Source organism: Pantoea pleuroti, from assembly GCF_014156615.1.
Classification (GTDB): Bacteria; Pseudomonadota; Gammaproteobacteria; order Enterobacterales; family Enterobacteriaceae; genus Pantoea; species Pantoea agglomerans.
Genome location: NZ_SBFD01000003.1, coordinates 41803 through 58608, shown reverse-complemented (window position 1 = coordinate 58608; position 16806 = coordinate 41803). Strand labels below are relative to the sequence as shown.

Annotated in this window: 13 protein-coding genes; 7 read left to right on the top strand and 6 right to left on the bottom strand. The window is 55.9% G+C overall.

Translation table 11 applies throughout. The features are described 5' to 3' along the window. Positions 1–91: 91 nt before the first annotated feature. Positions 92–934: an oxidoreductase gene (locus EPG66_RS08075; protein WP_010670900.1), complete on the top strand. Its 843-nt coding sequence runs from the start codon at positions 92–94 to the stop codon at positions 932–934. 89 nt (positions 935–1023) lie between these two features. Here EPG66_RS08075 and EPG66_RS08070 read toward each other — a convergent pair whose 3' ends face one another. Together EPG66_RS08070 and EPG66_RS08065 are read right to left on the bottom strand one after the other, a co-directional pair. Next, positions 1024–1251, bottom strand: a complete 228-nt coding sequence (locus tag EPG66_RS08070; RefSeq protein ID WP_029519618.1) for a hypothetical protein — start codon at positions 1249–1251, stop codon at positions 1024–1026. Beyond that, on the bottom strand, positions 1235–1579 hold the full coding sequence (locus EPG66_RS08065; RefSeq protein ID WP_235528052.1) for a hypothetical protein: 345 nt from the start codon (positions 1577–1579) through the stop codon (positions 1235–1237). The genes EPG66_RS08070 and EPG66_RS08065 overlap by 17 nt, the downstream gene beginning before the upstream one ends. 239 nt (positions 1580–1818) lie before the next feature. Here EPG66_RS08065 and EPG66_RS08060 point away from each other — a divergent pair, with 239 nt between their 5' ends. Genes EPG66_RS08060 through biuH form a run of 3 tightly spaced genes read left to right on the top strand, consistent with a single transcriptional unit; the run spans position 1819 to position 5235 of the window. Continuing rightward, positions 1819–3255: an amidase gene (locus EPG66_RS08060; protein WP_182686461.1), complete on the top strand. Its 1437-nt coding sequence runs from the start codon at positions 1819–1821 to the stop codon at positions 3253–3255. Continuing rightward, the gene (locus EPG66_RS08055) at positions 3252–4562 is read left to right on the top strand and encodes a purine-cytosine permease family protein (RefSeq protein ID WP_182686459.1); all 1311 of its coding nucleotides are present in this window, start codon (positions 3252–3254) and stop codon (positions 4560–4562) included. The genes EPG66_RS08060 and EPG66_RS08055 overlap by 4 nt, the downstream gene beginning before the upstream one ends. Then, positions 4549–5235: a biuret amidohydrolase gene (biuH, locus tag EPG66_RS08050; protein WP_039388865.1), complete on the top strand. Its 687-nt coding sequence runs from the start codon at positions 4549–4551 to the stop codon at positions 5233–5235. The genes EPG66_RS08055 and biuH overlap by 14 nt, the downstream gene beginning before the upstream one ends. 108 nt (positions 5236–5343) lie before the next feature. Here the strand turns inward: biuH and EPG66_RS08045 are convergent, their stop codons facing one another. Next, a complete protein-coding gene (locus EPG66_RS08045) occupies positions 5344–7530 on the bottom strand; it encodes a putative bifunctional diguanylate cyclase/phosphodiesterase (RefSeq protein ID WP_163793044.1) in 2187 nt (728 codons plus the stop codon). A gap of 416 nt (positions 7531–7946) precedes the next feature. On the opposite strand from EPG66_RS08045, the gene EPG66_RS08040 reads away from it, so the two are divergent. Further along, positions 7947–9038 (top strand): mechanosensitive ion channel family protein, encoded by a 1092-nt coding sequence (locus tag EPG66_RS08040; protein ID WP_039388861.1) that lies wholly within the window; start codon positions 7947–7949, stop codon positions 9036–9038. A gap of 363 nt (positions 9039–9401) precedes the next feature. Here EPG66_RS08040 and EPG66_RS08035 read toward each other — a convergent pair whose 3' ends face one another. Next, positions 9402–11396: a BCCT family transporter gene (locus tag EPG66_RS08035; protein WP_039388859.1), complete on the bottom strand. Its 1995-nt coding sequence runs from the start codon at positions 11394–11396 to the stop codon at positions 9402–9404. A gap of 78 nt (positions 11397–11474) precedes the next feature. Further along, positions 11475–12749 (bottom strand): DUF2254 domain-containing protein, encoded by a 1275-nt coding sequence (locus EPG66_RS08030; protein WP_182686731.1) that lies wholly within the window; start codon positions 12747–12749, stop codon positions 11475–11477. A gap of 709 nt (positions 12750–13458) precedes the next feature. Between EPG66_RS08030 and EPG66_RS08025 the strand changes: the two genes are divergently transcribed. Both EPG66_RS08025 and EPG66_RS08020 read left to right on the top strand, forming a co-directional pair. Next, the gene (locus EPG66_RS08025) at positions 13459–14937 is read left to right on the top strand and encodes a SulP family inorganic anion transporter (protein WP_182686458.1); all 1479 of its coding nucleotides are present in this window, start codon (positions 13459–13461) and stop codon (positions 14935–14937) included. A gap of 17 nt (positions 14938–14954) precedes the next feature. Next, on the top strand, positions 14955–15782 hold the full coding sequence (locus EPG66_RS08020; RefSeq protein ID WP_069026521.1) for a universal stress protein: 828 nt from the start codon (positions 14955–14957) through the stop codon (positions 15780–15782). A gap of 376 nt (positions 15783–16158) precedes the next feature. Here the strand turns inward: EPG66_RS08020 and EPG66_RS08015 are convergent, their stop codons facing one another. Beyond that, positions 16159–16788: a Vat family streptogramin A O-acetyltransferase gene (locus EPG66_RS08015; RefSeq protein WP_182686456.1), complete on the bottom strand. Its 630-nt coding sequence runs from the start codon at positions 16786–16788 to the stop codon at positions 16159–16161. Positions 16789–16806 lie beyond the last annotated feature (18 nt).

Here is a 16806-nt window from a genome sequence, read left to right as displayed (position 1 = left end):
TAAGTGGGGCAGCCGCGCCTCGCTAACCTTAAATCCCGGATGCACTCGCGTCCGGGTCTCCAGTCACTTCATCATCAACGGGAGTCTTACCATGACTGCTCACTCCAGCCCTGTCTGGTTAATATCGGGATGTTCGACCGGATTTGGTCGTGAACTGGCGCAGCAGACCATCGCGCGTGGTTTTAAGGTCGTCGTGACGGCACGTGATACCTCTTCCATTGCCGATCTGGTTGAGGGACACGACAACGCGCTGGCAGTAGCGCTGGATGTCACCCACCAGGCGAGCATCGACCAGGCCGTCAAAGCGGCGCTGGACACGTTCGGCACCATTGATGTGCTGGTAAACAACGCCGGTTACGGCTATCAGAGCTCGGTGGAAGAGGGTGTGGAAAGCGAAATCCGCGCGCAGTTTGATGCCAACGTTTTTGGCCTGTTTGCCCTGACCCGCGCCGTGCTGCCCGCGATGAGAAAGGCGCGTAGCGGCCACGTCATCAACATTACCTCGGTGGCAGGCTTAATTGGTTTTGCCAGCTCAGGCTACTACTCTGCCAGCAAACATGCGGTGGAAGGCTGGTCAGATTCGCTGGCGCTGGAAGCGGGACCGCTGGGCATTCGCGTTACCTGTGTCGAGCCAGGTCCGTTCCGCACCGACTGGGCAGGACGCTCCCTGCATCAGACGCCGAGCACGCTGCCAGACTATGCAGAGACTGCAGCCGCACGGATGAAAGCCACCGCCGAATACAGCGGCACTCAGAAGGGCGATCCGGCGCGAGCCGCCACGGCAATGATCGCCATCACTGAGCATGACAACCCGCCACGCCATCTGGTGATGGGCGCCTGGGGCCATGATGCCGTGACCAGTAAGCTTAAAGAGCGGCTGGCTGAGATCGAAGCGTGGAAACAGACGTCAGTGGAGACAGATTTTCCGGAGTAACAGGTGAGTTGCGGGTGGCAGAAAGCCGCCCGCGTGTGAGCCAGAAGCTGATAAAAAATACGAAAGGCCCGTTATCGGGCCTTTAAGCGTTAAGCGCTGATCTTAGCTTTTTGCATTTCGCGCGCATTCAGCTCTTTCAGCTTGCGGCGTAACAGGGCAGACGACGAGCGTTTTTTCCTCTGAGCTAACTGGGCTTTAATGGCGGGCAGATCGGGTCTGGCCAGCCATTCAGCAATCAATAGTGCCCTTAACTCTTTATACCTGGTTTCGACCGGAGCCAAAGGGGTTGTTTCATCGTGTTTATTGTAAAACGACATAGCAAGCTCTCCCTGTAGTCACTACTTTATAAGCCCGGAAACAGTCCGGGATTAAAGGTTGCGGCGCTTTCTTTGGCAACCCTGTCCGGCGATTGTAGCGTAGTTCATTTTTTAACCCAAGCAAAGCATCGTAGATCTCCTCAAGGGGTGTCGGGCGATTGCGGTCAACGATCTCTCCTGATGCAGCCTGGAAAACAAAACCGCCTATAAAGAAGCTTTCATGGTGTGCCATTAACGCCAGGAGTACGCTTTTGAAAACGACAGCACTGCCTAATCCTGCAAAGCTGATATGACGGAAATCGCCCAGGCACTCCAGACCATCGAACACGTCAAAACAGACTTCAGCCAGCCCGCAAACCATTCAGCTATTACGCCCCCTTATCGCGCAGGCCTGCGCCATCATCGTGCTGGAAAAATAAACAGCCGCCTGCACCTGGCATCATAAGAATTCGATCTTGTATCCCAGCCCGTATTCCATCTGGCATCCCCGGGTCAGACCGGATGATTCACCGCTAACTGGCACGCTTCATGCACTAGCCGAGAGGTACACTTTTGGCGAGGTAACCCATGTTTGACTCCTTATTAGACGAAGATGCCACCACGATGGCCGCTCTGATTCGCAGCGGGGACGTGTCGGCTTGTGAGCTGACCGGGGCGGTGCTGGCACGGATGGAACAGCGGGAACCGGCGATACAGGCTTTTTGTACCCCGACGCCTGAACTGGCGATGGCACAGGCCAGAGCCGTGGATGCCCGACGGGCACGCGGAGAAACACCTGGCGCGCTGGCGGGCGTACCGCTGGCGGTGAAGGACTTAATCTGCACCGCAAACGTCAGAACCACCTCCGGTTCGGCGGCGTACAAAGATTTCGTGCCGGAAGATGACGACATCACGGTGGAGCGGTTGCTGGCCGCCGACGCCATTCTGGTTGGCAAAACCACCGCACCGGAGTTTGGTTACAGCGGGGTCGGGCACAATCCACTGTTTCCGTCGCCACGAAATCCCTGGGATTTGAGCATGACGCCAGGAGGGTCCAGCGCCGGTTCGGGTGCGGCGGTGGCGGCGCGGCTCTGCCCGATTGCACTGGGCAGCGACGGCGGCGGGTCGGTACGCATTCCGGCGGCGCACTGCGGTATTTTCGGCTTCAAGGCGTCGATGGGCCGGGTGCCGCTCTGGCCCGGCTGTCGTGATGAACGCTACCCCGGCGTGTCGAGCTGGGAGTCACTGGAGCACATCGGTCCGATGACGCGCAGCGTGCGCGATGCCGCGCTGATGATGTCGCTGATGGCCGGACCGGATATGCGCGATCGCCACTCGATTCCCTGCAGCGATGTGGACTGGCTGGGCGCGCCACATCATCTGCCAGGCAAACTGCGCATCGCCTTCAGCGTGGATTTTGGCTATGTGGCCGTTGATCCGGAAGTGCGGGCAGTGGTCAGCGCGGCGGTGCAGCGTTTTGCCGCTGAAATCGGTGCTGAACTGGAACTGGCCGATCCGGGCTTCCCTGATCCATCGGCGGCTTTTGGCGCGCTGGTGGCGATGGAGAGCGATCTTACCGGCATGCGCCAGATGATGGCGGAGCAGGGCAGCGAGATGTCGCCGCATCTGGTCGCCATGCTGCAGCGCGACTGGCGGGCGGAAAACTTTACCGATGCTATCACCACCCGCAAAGCGGTCAGCAACAGCCTGTGGCGCTTTATGCAGCGCTTTGACCTGCTGATTACCCCGACGCTGGCGGTGCCGCCGTTTCCACTGGGGATGCAGGGACCGGAGATCATTGATGGCCGCATGGTCCGTAGCGATCACTGGCTCTCGTTCTGCTACCCCTTCAACTTCACCGGTCAGCCTGCCGCGTCCGTACCCGCTGGCTTTACCGCCAGCGGCTTGCCCGTCGGTCTGCAGATTGTCGGACGTCATCTTGATGATGCCTTAGTGCTGGCTGCCAGTGCCGCTTTCGAGCGCATTCAGCCGTGGAATCACCTTCAACCCGGAATCGCCCAATGAAAACGTCTACTACGCCTGCGCTGGAGCAGGAGTTTGAACATGAGCCGGTACCGCTGTCGCACCGTCATTCTACCCGCTCCGTCTCGGCCGTCTGGTTTGGCTTTCCGATGATCCTCACCAATGCGCTGTTTGGCGGCATCATTACCTGGCATCTGGGATTCTGGCCTGCGCTGATCGCCATTCTGCTGGGAAACCTGGTGCTGTTCGCCTATGTCGGCGCGCTGAGCTGGTACGCCGGTAACAGCGGAATGAATTTCGCCCTGCAGACCAGACGCACCTTTGGCAGCAAAGGCTACATCCTGGTCTCGGGTTTTCTCTCGACAGTGGTGATCGGCTGGTATGCCTTTCAGACCGGCCTTACCGGCACGGTCATTAATCAAACCTTTGGCTGGAATGCGCTGGCGGTGACGGCCTTTGCCATGATCCTCTATACCGGGATTACGTTTCTGGGCGTGCGGGCGTTGTCGGTGCTGGGGATGATCGCCGCGCCGCTGTTTGTGGTGCTGGGAATGGTGGCGCTGTGGCTGATTAGCAAACAGCACGACTTCTCCGTGGTGACGCAGTGGAAGGGCAGCGCCAGCGCAGCCGGTGCAATGAGTATGGGCACCGCCGTCACCATGGTGGTAGCCGGTTTTGCTGACTCCGGCACCATGACCGCTGACTTTACCCGCTGGTCGAAGAATGGCCGTTCGGCGGTGATCGCCGCGTTCTCTGCCTTCCCGGTCGCTAACGTCATCTCCTACCTGTTCGGTGTGGTGATTGTGGCCGTAGGCGCAGCGGTTGATCCGCTGACCAATGGCGGTAACTTCCTGCCGATGCTGATGGGGCACAGCGCTTTTTTGTCGGTAGTGGCCTGCCTGTTTGTCTTTATCAATCTCGGATCGGTCTGCACGCACTGCCTCTACAACGGAGCGGTGGGCTTCAGTCATCTGTTCAGCAGCAAAATGCGGCTCTGGACGCTGATCCTGGGTGCCATTGGCGGCGTGCTGGCGCTGGCGGGCGTCTGGTCTTACTTCCTGGAGTGGCTCAGCCTGCTCGGCATTGTGGTGCCACCGTTTGGTGCGGTGATGATCGTGGATTTAATTTTTATGGCGCGTATCAGCGAGCAGCGTCCGGCACAGCGTTTTCGTGGTACTGCGTTTGCCGCCTGGGCGATTGGCAGCCTGTGTGCGGTGATCGCCCACGTCGCTTTCCCCGAGTTCGGTGAAGCGGTTATTGGTCTGGTAACCGCCGCCATCAGCTACAGCCTGATCAGCAGAATGCGCATCCCGCGCCCGGTAATGGAGAACAGCAATGTCCGACTATAGCGTTAATTCAACCCCCTACGCCTGGCCGTTTGACGGCACTTTTACGCCGGCTGATACCGCGCTGATCGTGATTGATATGCAGACCGACTTCTGTGGCGTGGGCGGCTATGTCGACAGCATGGGCTATGACGTGAGTCTGACCCGGGCGCCCATCGCGCCGTTGCAGCAGGTGCTGGCAGCGATGCGCGCCCGGCAGTTTCCGGTTATTCATACCCGCGAAGGGCACCGGCCCGATCTCAGTGATTTGCCCGCCAACAAACGCTGGCGCTCGCGACGGATGAACGCCGGGATCGGGGATGAGGGACCGTGCGGCCGTATTCTGGTGCGCGGTGAACCGGGCTGGGAGATAATCCCGGAGCTGGCACCGCTGCCGGGTGAAGTAGTGATCGATAAGCCGGGTAAGGGATCGTTTTATGCCACCGATCTGGAGCTGATATTGCGCAGTCGCGGCATCCGTAATCTGATCCTCACCGGCATTACCACGGACGTCTGCGTCCACACCACGCTGCGCGAAGCTAACGATCGCGGCTTTGAGTGCCTGGTGCTGTCCGATTGCTGTGCTGCGACCGAGCAGCGTCATCATGAAGCGGCGCTGAGCATGATCCATATGCAGGGCGGCATCTTTGGTGCGGTCGCCCATTCTGCCGCGCTGCTGGATAGCATGGGGGTTTAACGTCTCTGGCCGGGAAAAAAGGCGATGGCCGACTCAGGCTGTCTGGCGCATCGCGCTGTCAGACAGCCTGAGTGCACAAAGCCGCGCTCCGGCCATCCACTCAGGGGATTACCCCTGTTGTACTTCGTCTGGCGCGGATAAGGTCATCAGTGCTGCGAGCTGATCGGCGGGCACCGCCTGACTGAACAGATAGCCCTGCAACTGATTACAGCCCGCATCTGCCAGCGCAGACATCTGCCCTGGCGTCTCGACGCCTTCTGCTGTCACCATCAGACCCATGGCATGACCCAGTTTCACCACCGATTCAACAATTGCCACTGAATTTTCCGCCACGCCCAGCGACTGGGTGAATGAGCGATCGATTTTGATTTTATCCACCGGAAAGTTGCTGAGATAGTTAAGGCTTGAATAACCGGTGCCAAAGTCATCCAGCGCAATCCGGAAGCCCGCTTCACGCAGCGCCACAATAATGGCGCGTGCTTCACGTTCATCTTCGATTAACACCCCTTCGGTGATCTCCAGTTCCAGGCGCTTCGGATCGCCGCCGCTCTGGCTGACAATTGCCATCACCCGCTCAACAAAGCCGGTAGAGCGGAACTGCACCGGCGAGACGTTGACCGCCACCAGCAGCTCGGGAAAACGCTGCTGAGTGACGCAGGCTTCAGCCAGCACCCATTCGCCCAGCGGAATAATCAGGCCGGTCTCTTCGGCAATCGCGATAAATTCAGCGGGCGCGATCAGGCCGCGCGTCGGATGGTGCCAGCGCAGCAGCGCTTCGATGCCCACCATCTGCTGACCGCCAATATCCATCAGCGGCTGATACCACACCTCCAGCCCCTGATGGGTATGCAGCGCCGTACGCAGGTCGGCAGCGATGGTCTGTCGGGTCCGCACCGACTCATCCATCGCCCTTTCAAACTGACGATACGTGCCGCGCCCGCCGCTTTTGGCTTCATACAGCGCAATATCCGCTTTGCGCATCAACTCCAGCCGATCGACCCCATCTTTGGGTGCCAGCGCCAGTCCGATGCTGGCGCCACTCCAGACATCGCTGCCAAACAGTGTAAAAGGCTCACTCAGTTCATCGATAATGCGCTGCGCCAGGCTCTGCACCTGGCCGATATTATCGACGTCCGGCATTACCACAATAAATTCATCGCCGCCGATGCGTCCTACCGTATCGCTGGCCCGCACGATATTGCTCAGTCGCTGTGCGACCGCGATGATCAGTTCATCTCCGGCGTGATGGCCGTGGGTATCGTTGATGGTTTTAAAGCGGTCGAGGTCGATCAGCAGCAGCGCCACCCGCTGATCGTGGCGCGTCGCCAGGGCCAGCGCCTGGGTTAAGCGGTCTTCGACCAGTGCGCGGTTCGGCAGGCCGGTCAGCACATCATGAAACGCCAGATGCTGGGCCTGAGCCTCCGACGCGCCGAGCCTGAGCATGGATTGCGAGAGGTTCACCGACGAGTTCCAGAGTCGCCGCACCATATACAGGCAGAGCAGGGAGATCGCCAGTACCGCCAGCCCGGTAGATGGCCCGATGGTGCGCAGCATCTGCGCACCGGGACGGGAGGGGATCCAGTTCAGATAGCCAACCGCCTCGCCTGCCTGCGCGATCAGCAGATAGCGCGCGCCGGTTCCCGGCTGTGGCGTGCCGTCGGAGAAGTGCAGCCCCTGCAGCTGATTGCGTTCCGCCAGGCCCGCCAGATAGCCGTCATCAAGAAATTTCAGGCTCACCAGCCGGAAACGCGGCAGGGCATTATCATCCCGCTGGATATTACCTACAGCCAGCGCGGCGGCACGATTTGTTATACGGGCATAATCGGCGTTATCCTGGCGCGCCGGATCGTTGACCAGCGGGCTTTGCAGCACCTCACCAATCAGCGGATCATCTGCAGGCGCGGAGACCGGCTGGCCTTCGCGCCAGACTCTGACGATCTGATTTTGCTGGTCCAGCACCAGAATCAGCTGATGGCCGAACATCTCATACAGCCACAGCCCAATGTTCTCATCCAGCCACCTGCTGCTGTTGCCCTCCGCCAGATGCTGCTCAAAGGGTCCCCAGCGCGACAGGCTATGCAGCTGGCGCAGATGCTCATTCAGACTCTGTGAAAATGAGGCTTCAATCATCCGTTGCTGCTGATGCCGGGCCTCAGTATTGGTGAGTGAGGTGCCGATAAACAGCGCAGCCCCTGCACCCACAAACGTCAGCAGTAAGATAGCCACCAGCGGCACCAGGACTTCACGCAGGAAACTGCGACGAAAATCAGAGGAAAGTTTAAGGGTGTTAATCATATTGTTGTTTTTCTCAGCAGCAGGGGAACAGCTTAAAAATTAGCAGATTGCAAAAAAACGTCCACGCAAAGCACTGCGCCTGGTGAGTTTGGCCATGTTTTTGCTGCCGGATGGCCAGGGCAGGCTAAAAAATGGAGAGCGGAAAAGTGGCTGTGTTGTATCAGATATTTTAATGATGTTGGGCTGGCCGGACAGTGACATAAAGGCCGCATTCTGCTTCCGTATCAGTAGCCGTAAGGCTGGCGCGCGACAGCCTCTCTGGCCGCATCACCGCGCATTTCCTGTTAACTTCGCCGCTATGGTTCATACTCATGTGCGCTGATTGTGTTACGAACGGATAGCCGTGAAGACAACGGTTACTGAGTTTGTCACTTATCTGACAGCCTGAGGTTGTCAGCTTACTATAAGGGAAAATAATGCCATTGTTATTCGGTGAGTTATCTGGTTTCCCGTCATGGGTGCCTGTTGTATTACTCGTCTCGCTCTCTTTTGTGCTGGGATTTCTGGCCCGCCTTATCCTGCTCCGGTTCATCCGCTACTGGCAGATTCGTGACAGAAAGCTCTTCAAATCCCTTGAGAAGCATCTTAGCGGCTCGATGTTCTTTTTTATTCCGTTATTAATGATTAATGTCGGCGTTAATTACATCGACTTCCACCCGGAATCTCTCTCTTTAATCACCAATATCATCAATGTCTTTATTATTATGTCATTTTGCTCGGTCTTAATCCGGCTGACCAACGTGGCGCAGGATATGCTTTATATCCGCTATGACATTAATATTTCCAATAACCTTCGTGCGCGCAAAATTCGCACGCAGATTATCTATGTCAAAAAAGTAGTTATTGTTATCCTGGTTCTGTTCTGTGTTTCGCTGATTCTGCTCAGCTTCCCTGGCGTCCGGAAATTCGGCACCACCATTCTGGCCGGTGCGGGTGTTGCCGGTATCATTATTGGTTTTGCGCTGCAGAAGTCGCTGGTTAATCTGTTCGCCGGTATTCAGATCGCCTTTACCCAGCCTATTAAAATTGATGATGCGGTAGTGGTAGAAAAAGAGTGGGGCTGGATTGAGGAGATCAACCTGACCTATGTAGTCGTGCGCATCTGGGATTTGCGTCGGCTGGTGTTGCCGATCACCTACTTTACCGAAAATCCGTTTCAGAACTGGACGCGCAATAACGCCCAGATCTTAGGCTCGGTGTTTCTTTACGTGGATTACTCCATGCCGCTGGAGCCGCTGCGCAAGCACTTTGAAAAGGTGCTGAGCGAAACCAAGCTCTGGGATCAGGAAACCTCTGTGCTTCAGGTGACCGACACCACCGAGAAAACCATGACCATCAGGATGCTGATGACCGCGCAGAACTCCCCGATCGCCTTTGATTTGCGCTGCTATGTGCGCGAGAAGATGATTGAGTTTATTCAGCAGAATTATCCGGAAAGCCTGCCGCAGGTGAGAGCATCACTGACGGATAGCGGGGGTGAGAAGTCAGGAAGGGCAATGGCTGAATAGAGGGTGTTGGGGGAGGGAGCGGTAGTTTGAGCGGGAGTTAAAGCCCCTGCAAAATTATTGCTCCGTTCTTCATTCAGAGGAAAGGGGCGCCAAAGATAAATGCAACCTGATCTGGCGCTTTCATGTCGCTCAGGCAGAATGCAGCGACACGCTGCGCACTTCCCTCCTGTCTGGCTCACTCGATTCATCGTAACTGGCGCCGCTTGCGGATGCTTTCTGCTGGCTATTCCTTAAACAGCCGTCAAAACACTGTCAGCCGTCCCCGTCTCAGCTGAGCTGTTTACCGTTACAAACAGCTGTAAAGGCGCGATACCAGGACAAAAAAAGAGGAGCCAGGCTCCTCTTTGGTAATGCATAAGTGTATTAACGCACGATATGCAGGAAGTGCAGATGCTTCTCATACTGGTCGAGAATATCGTTGATAATCTGCTCCTGATTCCAGCCCATCACATCATAATCCTGACCACCTTCCTTGAGGTAGACAACAGCACGGTAATATTTCTGCTCTTCAGCTTTCTCGCCGTCAGACATCCCTGCCAGTGCAAAGGTGGGCTGCAGATAGGCGCGAGCACGAACTTCATAAACAAAGTTGAGTTCATTACCCAAATCCACCTCAAAGCGAACGCGGTCTTCAACATCATCCCGGGTATGAGACACGGTATTCTGTTTCGCCAGTTCCTGCTCCACCATCTCCATCGCCGGGTAGATGACCTCCGTCATGAAGCGTTTAACCTGTGAGCGTTTCGGGAAGTAGGCAATGTTACGCAACCGTCGCTGCCACGGAATCGGGTTACGTGCAGCCGTGGGTGCAATGGTCGCAATCTGCTTACTGTCGCGCTTCCAGGCGTCAACGCGTAACGCCTTGAGCAGGCCATATATCGACATTAACAGAATAACCGCGAAGGGCAGCGCGCTGGCAATAGTTACCGTTTGCAGCGCCTTCATACCGCCCGCCAGCAGCAGCGTGACGGCCACCACCCCCATCATGGCAGCCCAGAATATGCGCTGCCAGACCGGAGTCTTGTCGGTGCCACCCGATGCCAGCGTATCGACCACCATAGCGCCTGAGTCCGCTGAGGTGACAAAGAACACCACGACCATTGCCATAGCAATAAAGGAGAGCACCGAGCTGAACGGGAAGTGCTCAAGAAAGTTGAACAGTGCCAGCGTCTGATCGCTCATAACTGTCTGCGCCAGGTCAGTGGCACCCTTCTGCATAATCAGCCATATTGCGCTATTACCGAAAAAGGTCATCCAGAGCAGCGTAAAACCTGCGGGCACAAACAGTACGCCAGTGACGAACTCACGGATGGTACGCCCGCGCGAGACGCGGGCGATAAACATACCCACAAATGGCGACCAGGCCAGCCACCAGCCCCAATAGAACAGTGTCCAGCCGCCGAGCCACTTACTTGATTTAGGTTCATAAGCGTAGAGGTTGAAGGTTTTGGTGACCAGTTCGGAGAGATAGCCGCCGGTATTTTCCACAAAGGATTTCAGCAGCAATACAGTTGGACCGAGTGCGCCCACCATAATCAGCAGCAGTACTGCCAGACCCAGGTTAATTTCCGAAAGAATACGGATGCCTTTATCCAGTCCGGAGACCACTGAGAGTGTGGCCAACGCGGTGATGACGACAATCAGAATCACCTGCATGGTCTGATTGACCGGCAGGCCAAACAGGTGATTCAGTCCGGCATTAACCTGCAATACGCCATAACCCAGCGAGGTCGCCACGCCCAGTACCGTACCGATCACGGCAAAAATATCTACGGCATGCCCCATCCAGCCGTAGATGCGGTTACCGATAATAGGATACAGCGCCGATCTTAGCGTCAGGGGTAATCCGTGGCGGTAGCTGAAGAACGCCAGAATCAGCGCCACAATGGCATAAATTGCCCAGGCATGCAGGCCCCAGTGGAAGAAGGTGATACGTAGCGCTTCCCGTGCGGCCTCCACGGTCTCCGGCTGGCCTGTAGGGGGGGCCATGTAGTGCATCACGGGTTCTGCGACGCCGAAGAACATCAGACCAATACCCATGCCGGCCGAAAATAACATGGCAAACCAGGAGTGATAGCTGAAATCGGGTTCTGCGTGGTCGGGGCCGAGTTTGATATCGCCATAACGAGAGAAGCCTAAATAGGCTACCGTCAGCAGGATTAATGCCACTGCGAGAATATAAAACCAGCTGGCGTTCGCAAACAGCGAGCTTTGCAGGGCGCCGAACTGCACATCAGCCTGTTCAGGAAAAAGTGCAGCAAAGGCCACCAGAATAAAAATAAGGGCGGCAGAGGTGAAAAATACCGGCGGATTAATCTGGCTTCTTTTGTGTGGCGTTTCAGTTTCTGATGAAGACATAAGTATCCTGCTCAATGTGAATGAAGACCAAATGTAACAATCAGTGTGGAAGAGTAAAAGCGATGCGGCATCAGGTGGCTAACTATTAAGCAGGCCATCTGAATTATCTGCGTCAATCTGCCAGCGGGAGACACGTTCAACAGCATCTTTGTCTGCTTCACAGGTCATCGCAACATTTGCGCGCGTCAGCGCAAGCTGCGCATGGCGCTTTGCATCAGTGGCATAACGATGAGGAGCAATCATCGCTAACGCATGCAGCGCTTTCTGCAGGCGAAGTTGCACTTCAACCAGAGCGGCACCATCGCGCGCAATGCCGGTGAACATATCGTCGAACATATCGCTAATCTGAGTGGGTCGTATAAAGAGCTGAGAATAATGCGCTGTGGCAGAGTCAGCTGGAGCGGAAAGGCTGAACAACCTGACTGCACGCCCGATAATGTCGATTGCAGTGCCGGGATCGTTAACGGCCGGAGATAAAGCACGAGAAGCAATTTCAGACAGGACACACAGCCCAAAGCGGGGATCCTGCTCAAATGAACGCTGCTCACCCAGCGTAAAGGCGTTACGCAGTATCTGTTGCTCGTCAGCGGAAAGCGGCTGGCTACACCAGAGCAGCGGGGCACCACAGTGAACAAAACTGCCCGGTTGGGCAGCAAGATAAAGATTACAGCCACTCTCTTTTGCGAAGTCGGAGAGATGTTGCAGGTCCAGATGCTGCAGATAGCCCGTCTTCAGCGTGTAGACACTTTGGCTGAAGGCCGTTTCTGGCAGGATACCGTTCCAGTAAGCGCAGCCCATACAGGGTTGCTGGAGGCGATTATGAAGCGCAACCATCGTGGCTTCCTCAACGCGACGCGATGTGTCAGACATACGACCAAACTGTGCCAGATGCTGTATCCAGCGCAGCAGGGTAATAACAATCATCGCAATGACAGCAAGGGTTACAAAAAACAGAACAACGCGGCCCTGTGAGCCATAAGCGCCCATGCCGAGTGCGATAATGCCCACCAGACTGTAAAGAAAAGAGCCGATAAAGGTTGCCAGGACATTCTGCGTCGTCCCATCCTCAAGTAACAACACAGTAGCGCGAGGCGTAACGCTGCTGCTGGCAGAGTTATAAGCAGAGACCATAATATTGAGCGAAAAGGTGGTAACAGCCAGCATACTTGAGGCGAGGATGGCCAGTATTTTATCCACCGCGTCACTGCCCACGATGCCTGATACAGAGACCGGTATGAAGGGTTTAATCGCAATAGCTACCAGGGCAGTAATAATTGCCAGTACAGCGAATAGTGAACTGCGAAACCAGAGTTGTCGGGTCAGTCGGTGAATAAGCCATTGCGTTTTAGACATCATGTCACCTGTTGTTATGAGCTTTTCATTTGCCGCTCAACATTGTCCTGCATCACCTGGCGCAAAGCAGAGCGCCAGCACGGAGTCCATACAGAGCTTAATGCCCTGAAAAAATGTTATCAGTGATGTGAAGAATAGCAGCACATAACGGCAGAACATCGTCATACAGATTGCTTCCAGTCATCGACCTGGCGCGGGGTAGCGGCCGATCACGTTTTCAGGCTGACCTGGATATAGTTGGCTCCAGAATAAGAATAGCCCTATGATTCAGCATTTACATCTGCACGCCCTCACAAAAATCCTGCCGGACTGGACAGATTCAACGCTCCTCTCACGTATCCAGCGCTGCCTCATAGGGCTTTCTTTTGCCCTTCACCGCGCAGGCCCGTCCGGGCAAAGATTGACCTCACTCCTCTTTCGTTTATAGTTATATGCCTGTTCTGGTCAGTTTTCCGCTGAGATCAGACTTCGCTGCCAGCGTTTATCATCGCAATCCGTTGGTTAATTTCAGTCCTGAAGGCATCCTGTTGCCGTAAAGGAGAAATCAAAAAATCATGCGTCTTACGCCACCCTGAGTCGTCACCCTCCTCTGTCGCACTGAGTAAGCTCAGTCGCGCACTCAAAAACATCCCGTCTGCGGATGCGCTTTTTCGTACCTGAAATTTTGTGCCCTCACGGGCTAACTGCATTCAAAATCTGAGAAACTACTATGCTGCTGTCCTCGACGCGTAAGGACTGGCTGGGTAACGTCCGTGGTGACGTCCTTGCCGGTATTGTTGTCGCGCTCGCACTGATTCCTGAAGCGATCGCCTTTTCCATTATCGCTGGCGTAGATCCGCAGGTCGGACTCTATTCTGCGTTCTGTATCCCCATCGTCATGGCCTTCTTTGGTGGCCGCCCGGCGATGATTTCCTCCTCAACCGGTGCGATGGCGCTGCTGATGGTCACGCTGGTTAAGGACCACGGGCTGCAGTATCTGCTTGCCGCCTCTGTGCTGACCGGCATATTCCAGCTGATTGCCGGATACCTGAAGCTCGGGAGCCTGATGCGCTACGTGTCCCGTTCGGTGGTTACCGGCTTCGTGAACGCGCTGGCGATACTGATATTCATGGCGCAGCTGCCCGAGCTTACAAACGTTACCTGGCACGTTTATGCGCTCACGGCTGCCGGTCTCGGGATCATCTATCTCTTCCCGTACCTGAATAAAACCATTCCCTCTCCCCTGGTCTGCATCATCGTGCTGACCGCTATTTCGATGTGGCTGCACCTGGATGTGCGCACTGTGGGTGACATGGGCAAGCTGCCGGACAGTCTGCCGGTGTTCCTCATTCCGGACATTCCGCTTAACCTCGACACTCTGCTGATTATTCTGCCGTACTCGGCGGGGCTTGCCGTAGTGGGGCTGCTGGAGTCAATGATGACCGCCACCATCGTGGATGACATGACCGACACGCCGAGCGACAAGAACCGCGAGTGTAAGGCGCAGGGCATTGCCAATATCTGCACTTCGTTCATTGGCGGGATGGCGGGCTGCGCCATGATTGGCCAGTCGGTAATTAACGTGAAGTCCGGCGGGCGGGGGCGGCTTTCCACACTTACGGCGGGCGTGGTGCTGTTGTTAATGGTGGTATTCCTTCGCGACTGGGTGTCGCAGATACCCATGGCGGCGCTGGTGGCGGTGATGATTATGGTTTCCATCGGCACCTTCTCATGGCGCTCGATTGCTAACCTGCGCAGTCATCCGGTATCAACCAGCGTGGTGATGCTGGCGACTGTCGCCGTAGTGGTGGCAACCCACAACCTGGCATTTGGCGTATTGACCGGGGTGCTGATTGCGTCACTGAACTTTGCCACGAAGGTGGCCCGCTTTATGGCGGTCTCCTCTGAGCTCAAGGGCGATACACGCACCTATACCGTAACTGGCCAGGTCTTCTTTGCCTCGGCTGACCGGTTTACCAGCCACTTTGACTTCCGCGAGGCGCTGGAGCGTGTGGTGATCGACGTGACGCACGCCCATTTCTGGGACATTACGTCAGTCAGCGCGCTGGACCGCATCGTGATTAAGTTCCGCCGCGAGGGCACCGAAGTTGAAATCAGGGGCATGAACGACGCGACACGCACCATCGTTGACCGCTTTGGGGTGCACGACAAACCCGAAGAAGTTGAAAAGCTGATGGGCGGACATTAATTCACAGGAGATTCATCATGAATAATACCGTTATTGCATGCGTGGACGGTTCGCCGTCAACCCGTCCGGTCTGTGAGTATGCGGCCTGGGCGGCAGGTAAACTGGACGTGCCGCTTGCGCTGATGCACGTGCTGGAAAAAAACGATCCTCCCGCCGTGTCCGACCTGACCGGCGCCATCGGTATTGACAGCAGGGAGCAGCTGACTGAAGAACTCGTGCGCGTCGAGGGCGAACGCAGCCGCCTGCTGATGGCTCAGGGAAAAACTGTGCTGGCGGACTGTGCGGCACTGCTGAAACAGTGCGGGTATCCGGACGCGCAAATGCTGCAGAAGCATGGCGCGCTGGACGAAATACTGGCAGAGCTGGGTGATATCCGCTTGATGGTGCTGGGCCGCAGAGGCTCCCATAATCCTGTCGGCAGCCACCTGGAAAGCGTCATCAGGCTGCAAAAACGGCCGGTGCTGGTCGTACCGGAAACATTTTCACCACCAACACGGGTCATGTTTGCGTATGACGGCAGCGAGGCGAGCCGTGAAAATCTGAATCGTATGACCGTCAGCCCGCTGCTGAGCGGCCTGATCTGTCATCTGGTCATGGTTAACGGCGAAGCGGCGACGTTGCATGATGCGCAGGTGATTCTGCAGAAGGCCGGTATCGTCACGGAATCCCGGCTGCTGAAAGATCACTCCGTCACCGGCGCGCTGTGCCGGTATGCGGATGAAAATAATATTGATCTGACGGTGATGGGAGCTTACGGACACTCACGGCTGCGGCGGTTCTTTATCGGCAGTCATACCACGGAAATGCTGTCAGAAAGTCGTCAGCCACTGCTGATGCTGCGCTAAGCCTTACGGGCCGGCGCTCGCAGGCCCTTTTTATAACCTGGCTCCGGAGCCTGCGGGCAGGCCCCGGAGCGCCTTATTTGTGCGGCACCCTGGCTGAGCGTTGATGTATCAGCACGGCCATCATCTCGCTTTTGGGGCAATACTTGATGTCACGCATTGGACAGATCGGTTTTATATCGCTTTACGGCCCTGAGCGGTGGCAGGCGTTCGCTTCTCGCTTTTAGCGGACGATTCCGTGCATCTACGACGCCTGTTTAGACCCGCGCTCCAGTGGTAAAGCAGACCCGTTTGCACATCTATCTGCACGAAGTTATCCCAATGCATTACAGGTGAATGCCAACATTTGCCAGCGGTGAATATTGATGATTCTGCCCGGCTATTCATCTGGCAGTGCTTCAACATCCGCAGCGATAATTGCAGGCAGGTGTCGGGTAATCTTTTCTACCGGCCAGTCCCACCAGGCCAGCTTCTCTAGTCGGGATATGGTTTCATCGGTAAAGCGCTGCCTGATCACTCTGGCCGGGTTGCCACCCACAATCGAATAGGCCGGGACATCCGACGTCACAACAGAACGAGACGATATTATGGCGCCGTTACCGATTTTAACGCCTGGCATAATCAGCGCCTGATAACCCATCCATACATCATTACCAATCACCGTATCGCCTTTATAGGGAAGATCGCCAGCCTGAGGCTGGGCTGTTTCCCATCCATTTCCGAAGATATAAAATGGCAAAGTGGAGAAACCCGCCATGTTATGGTTTGCCCCGTTCATGATGAACTGAACGCCTCTGGCTATCGCGCAGAATTTACCCATGATCAGTTTGTCACCAATAAAGGGGAAGTGATAAAGGACATTGCGCTCAAAGTTTTCTGAGTCTTCAGGATCATCATAATAAGTAAAATCCCCGATTATGATGTTGGGGTTTTTCACCGTATTTTTGATAAAACAAACCTGTGGGAAACCTTCCATTGGATGGGGATTGGCGGGATCCGGTCCGTACATATTCTATCCTAAGCGCAA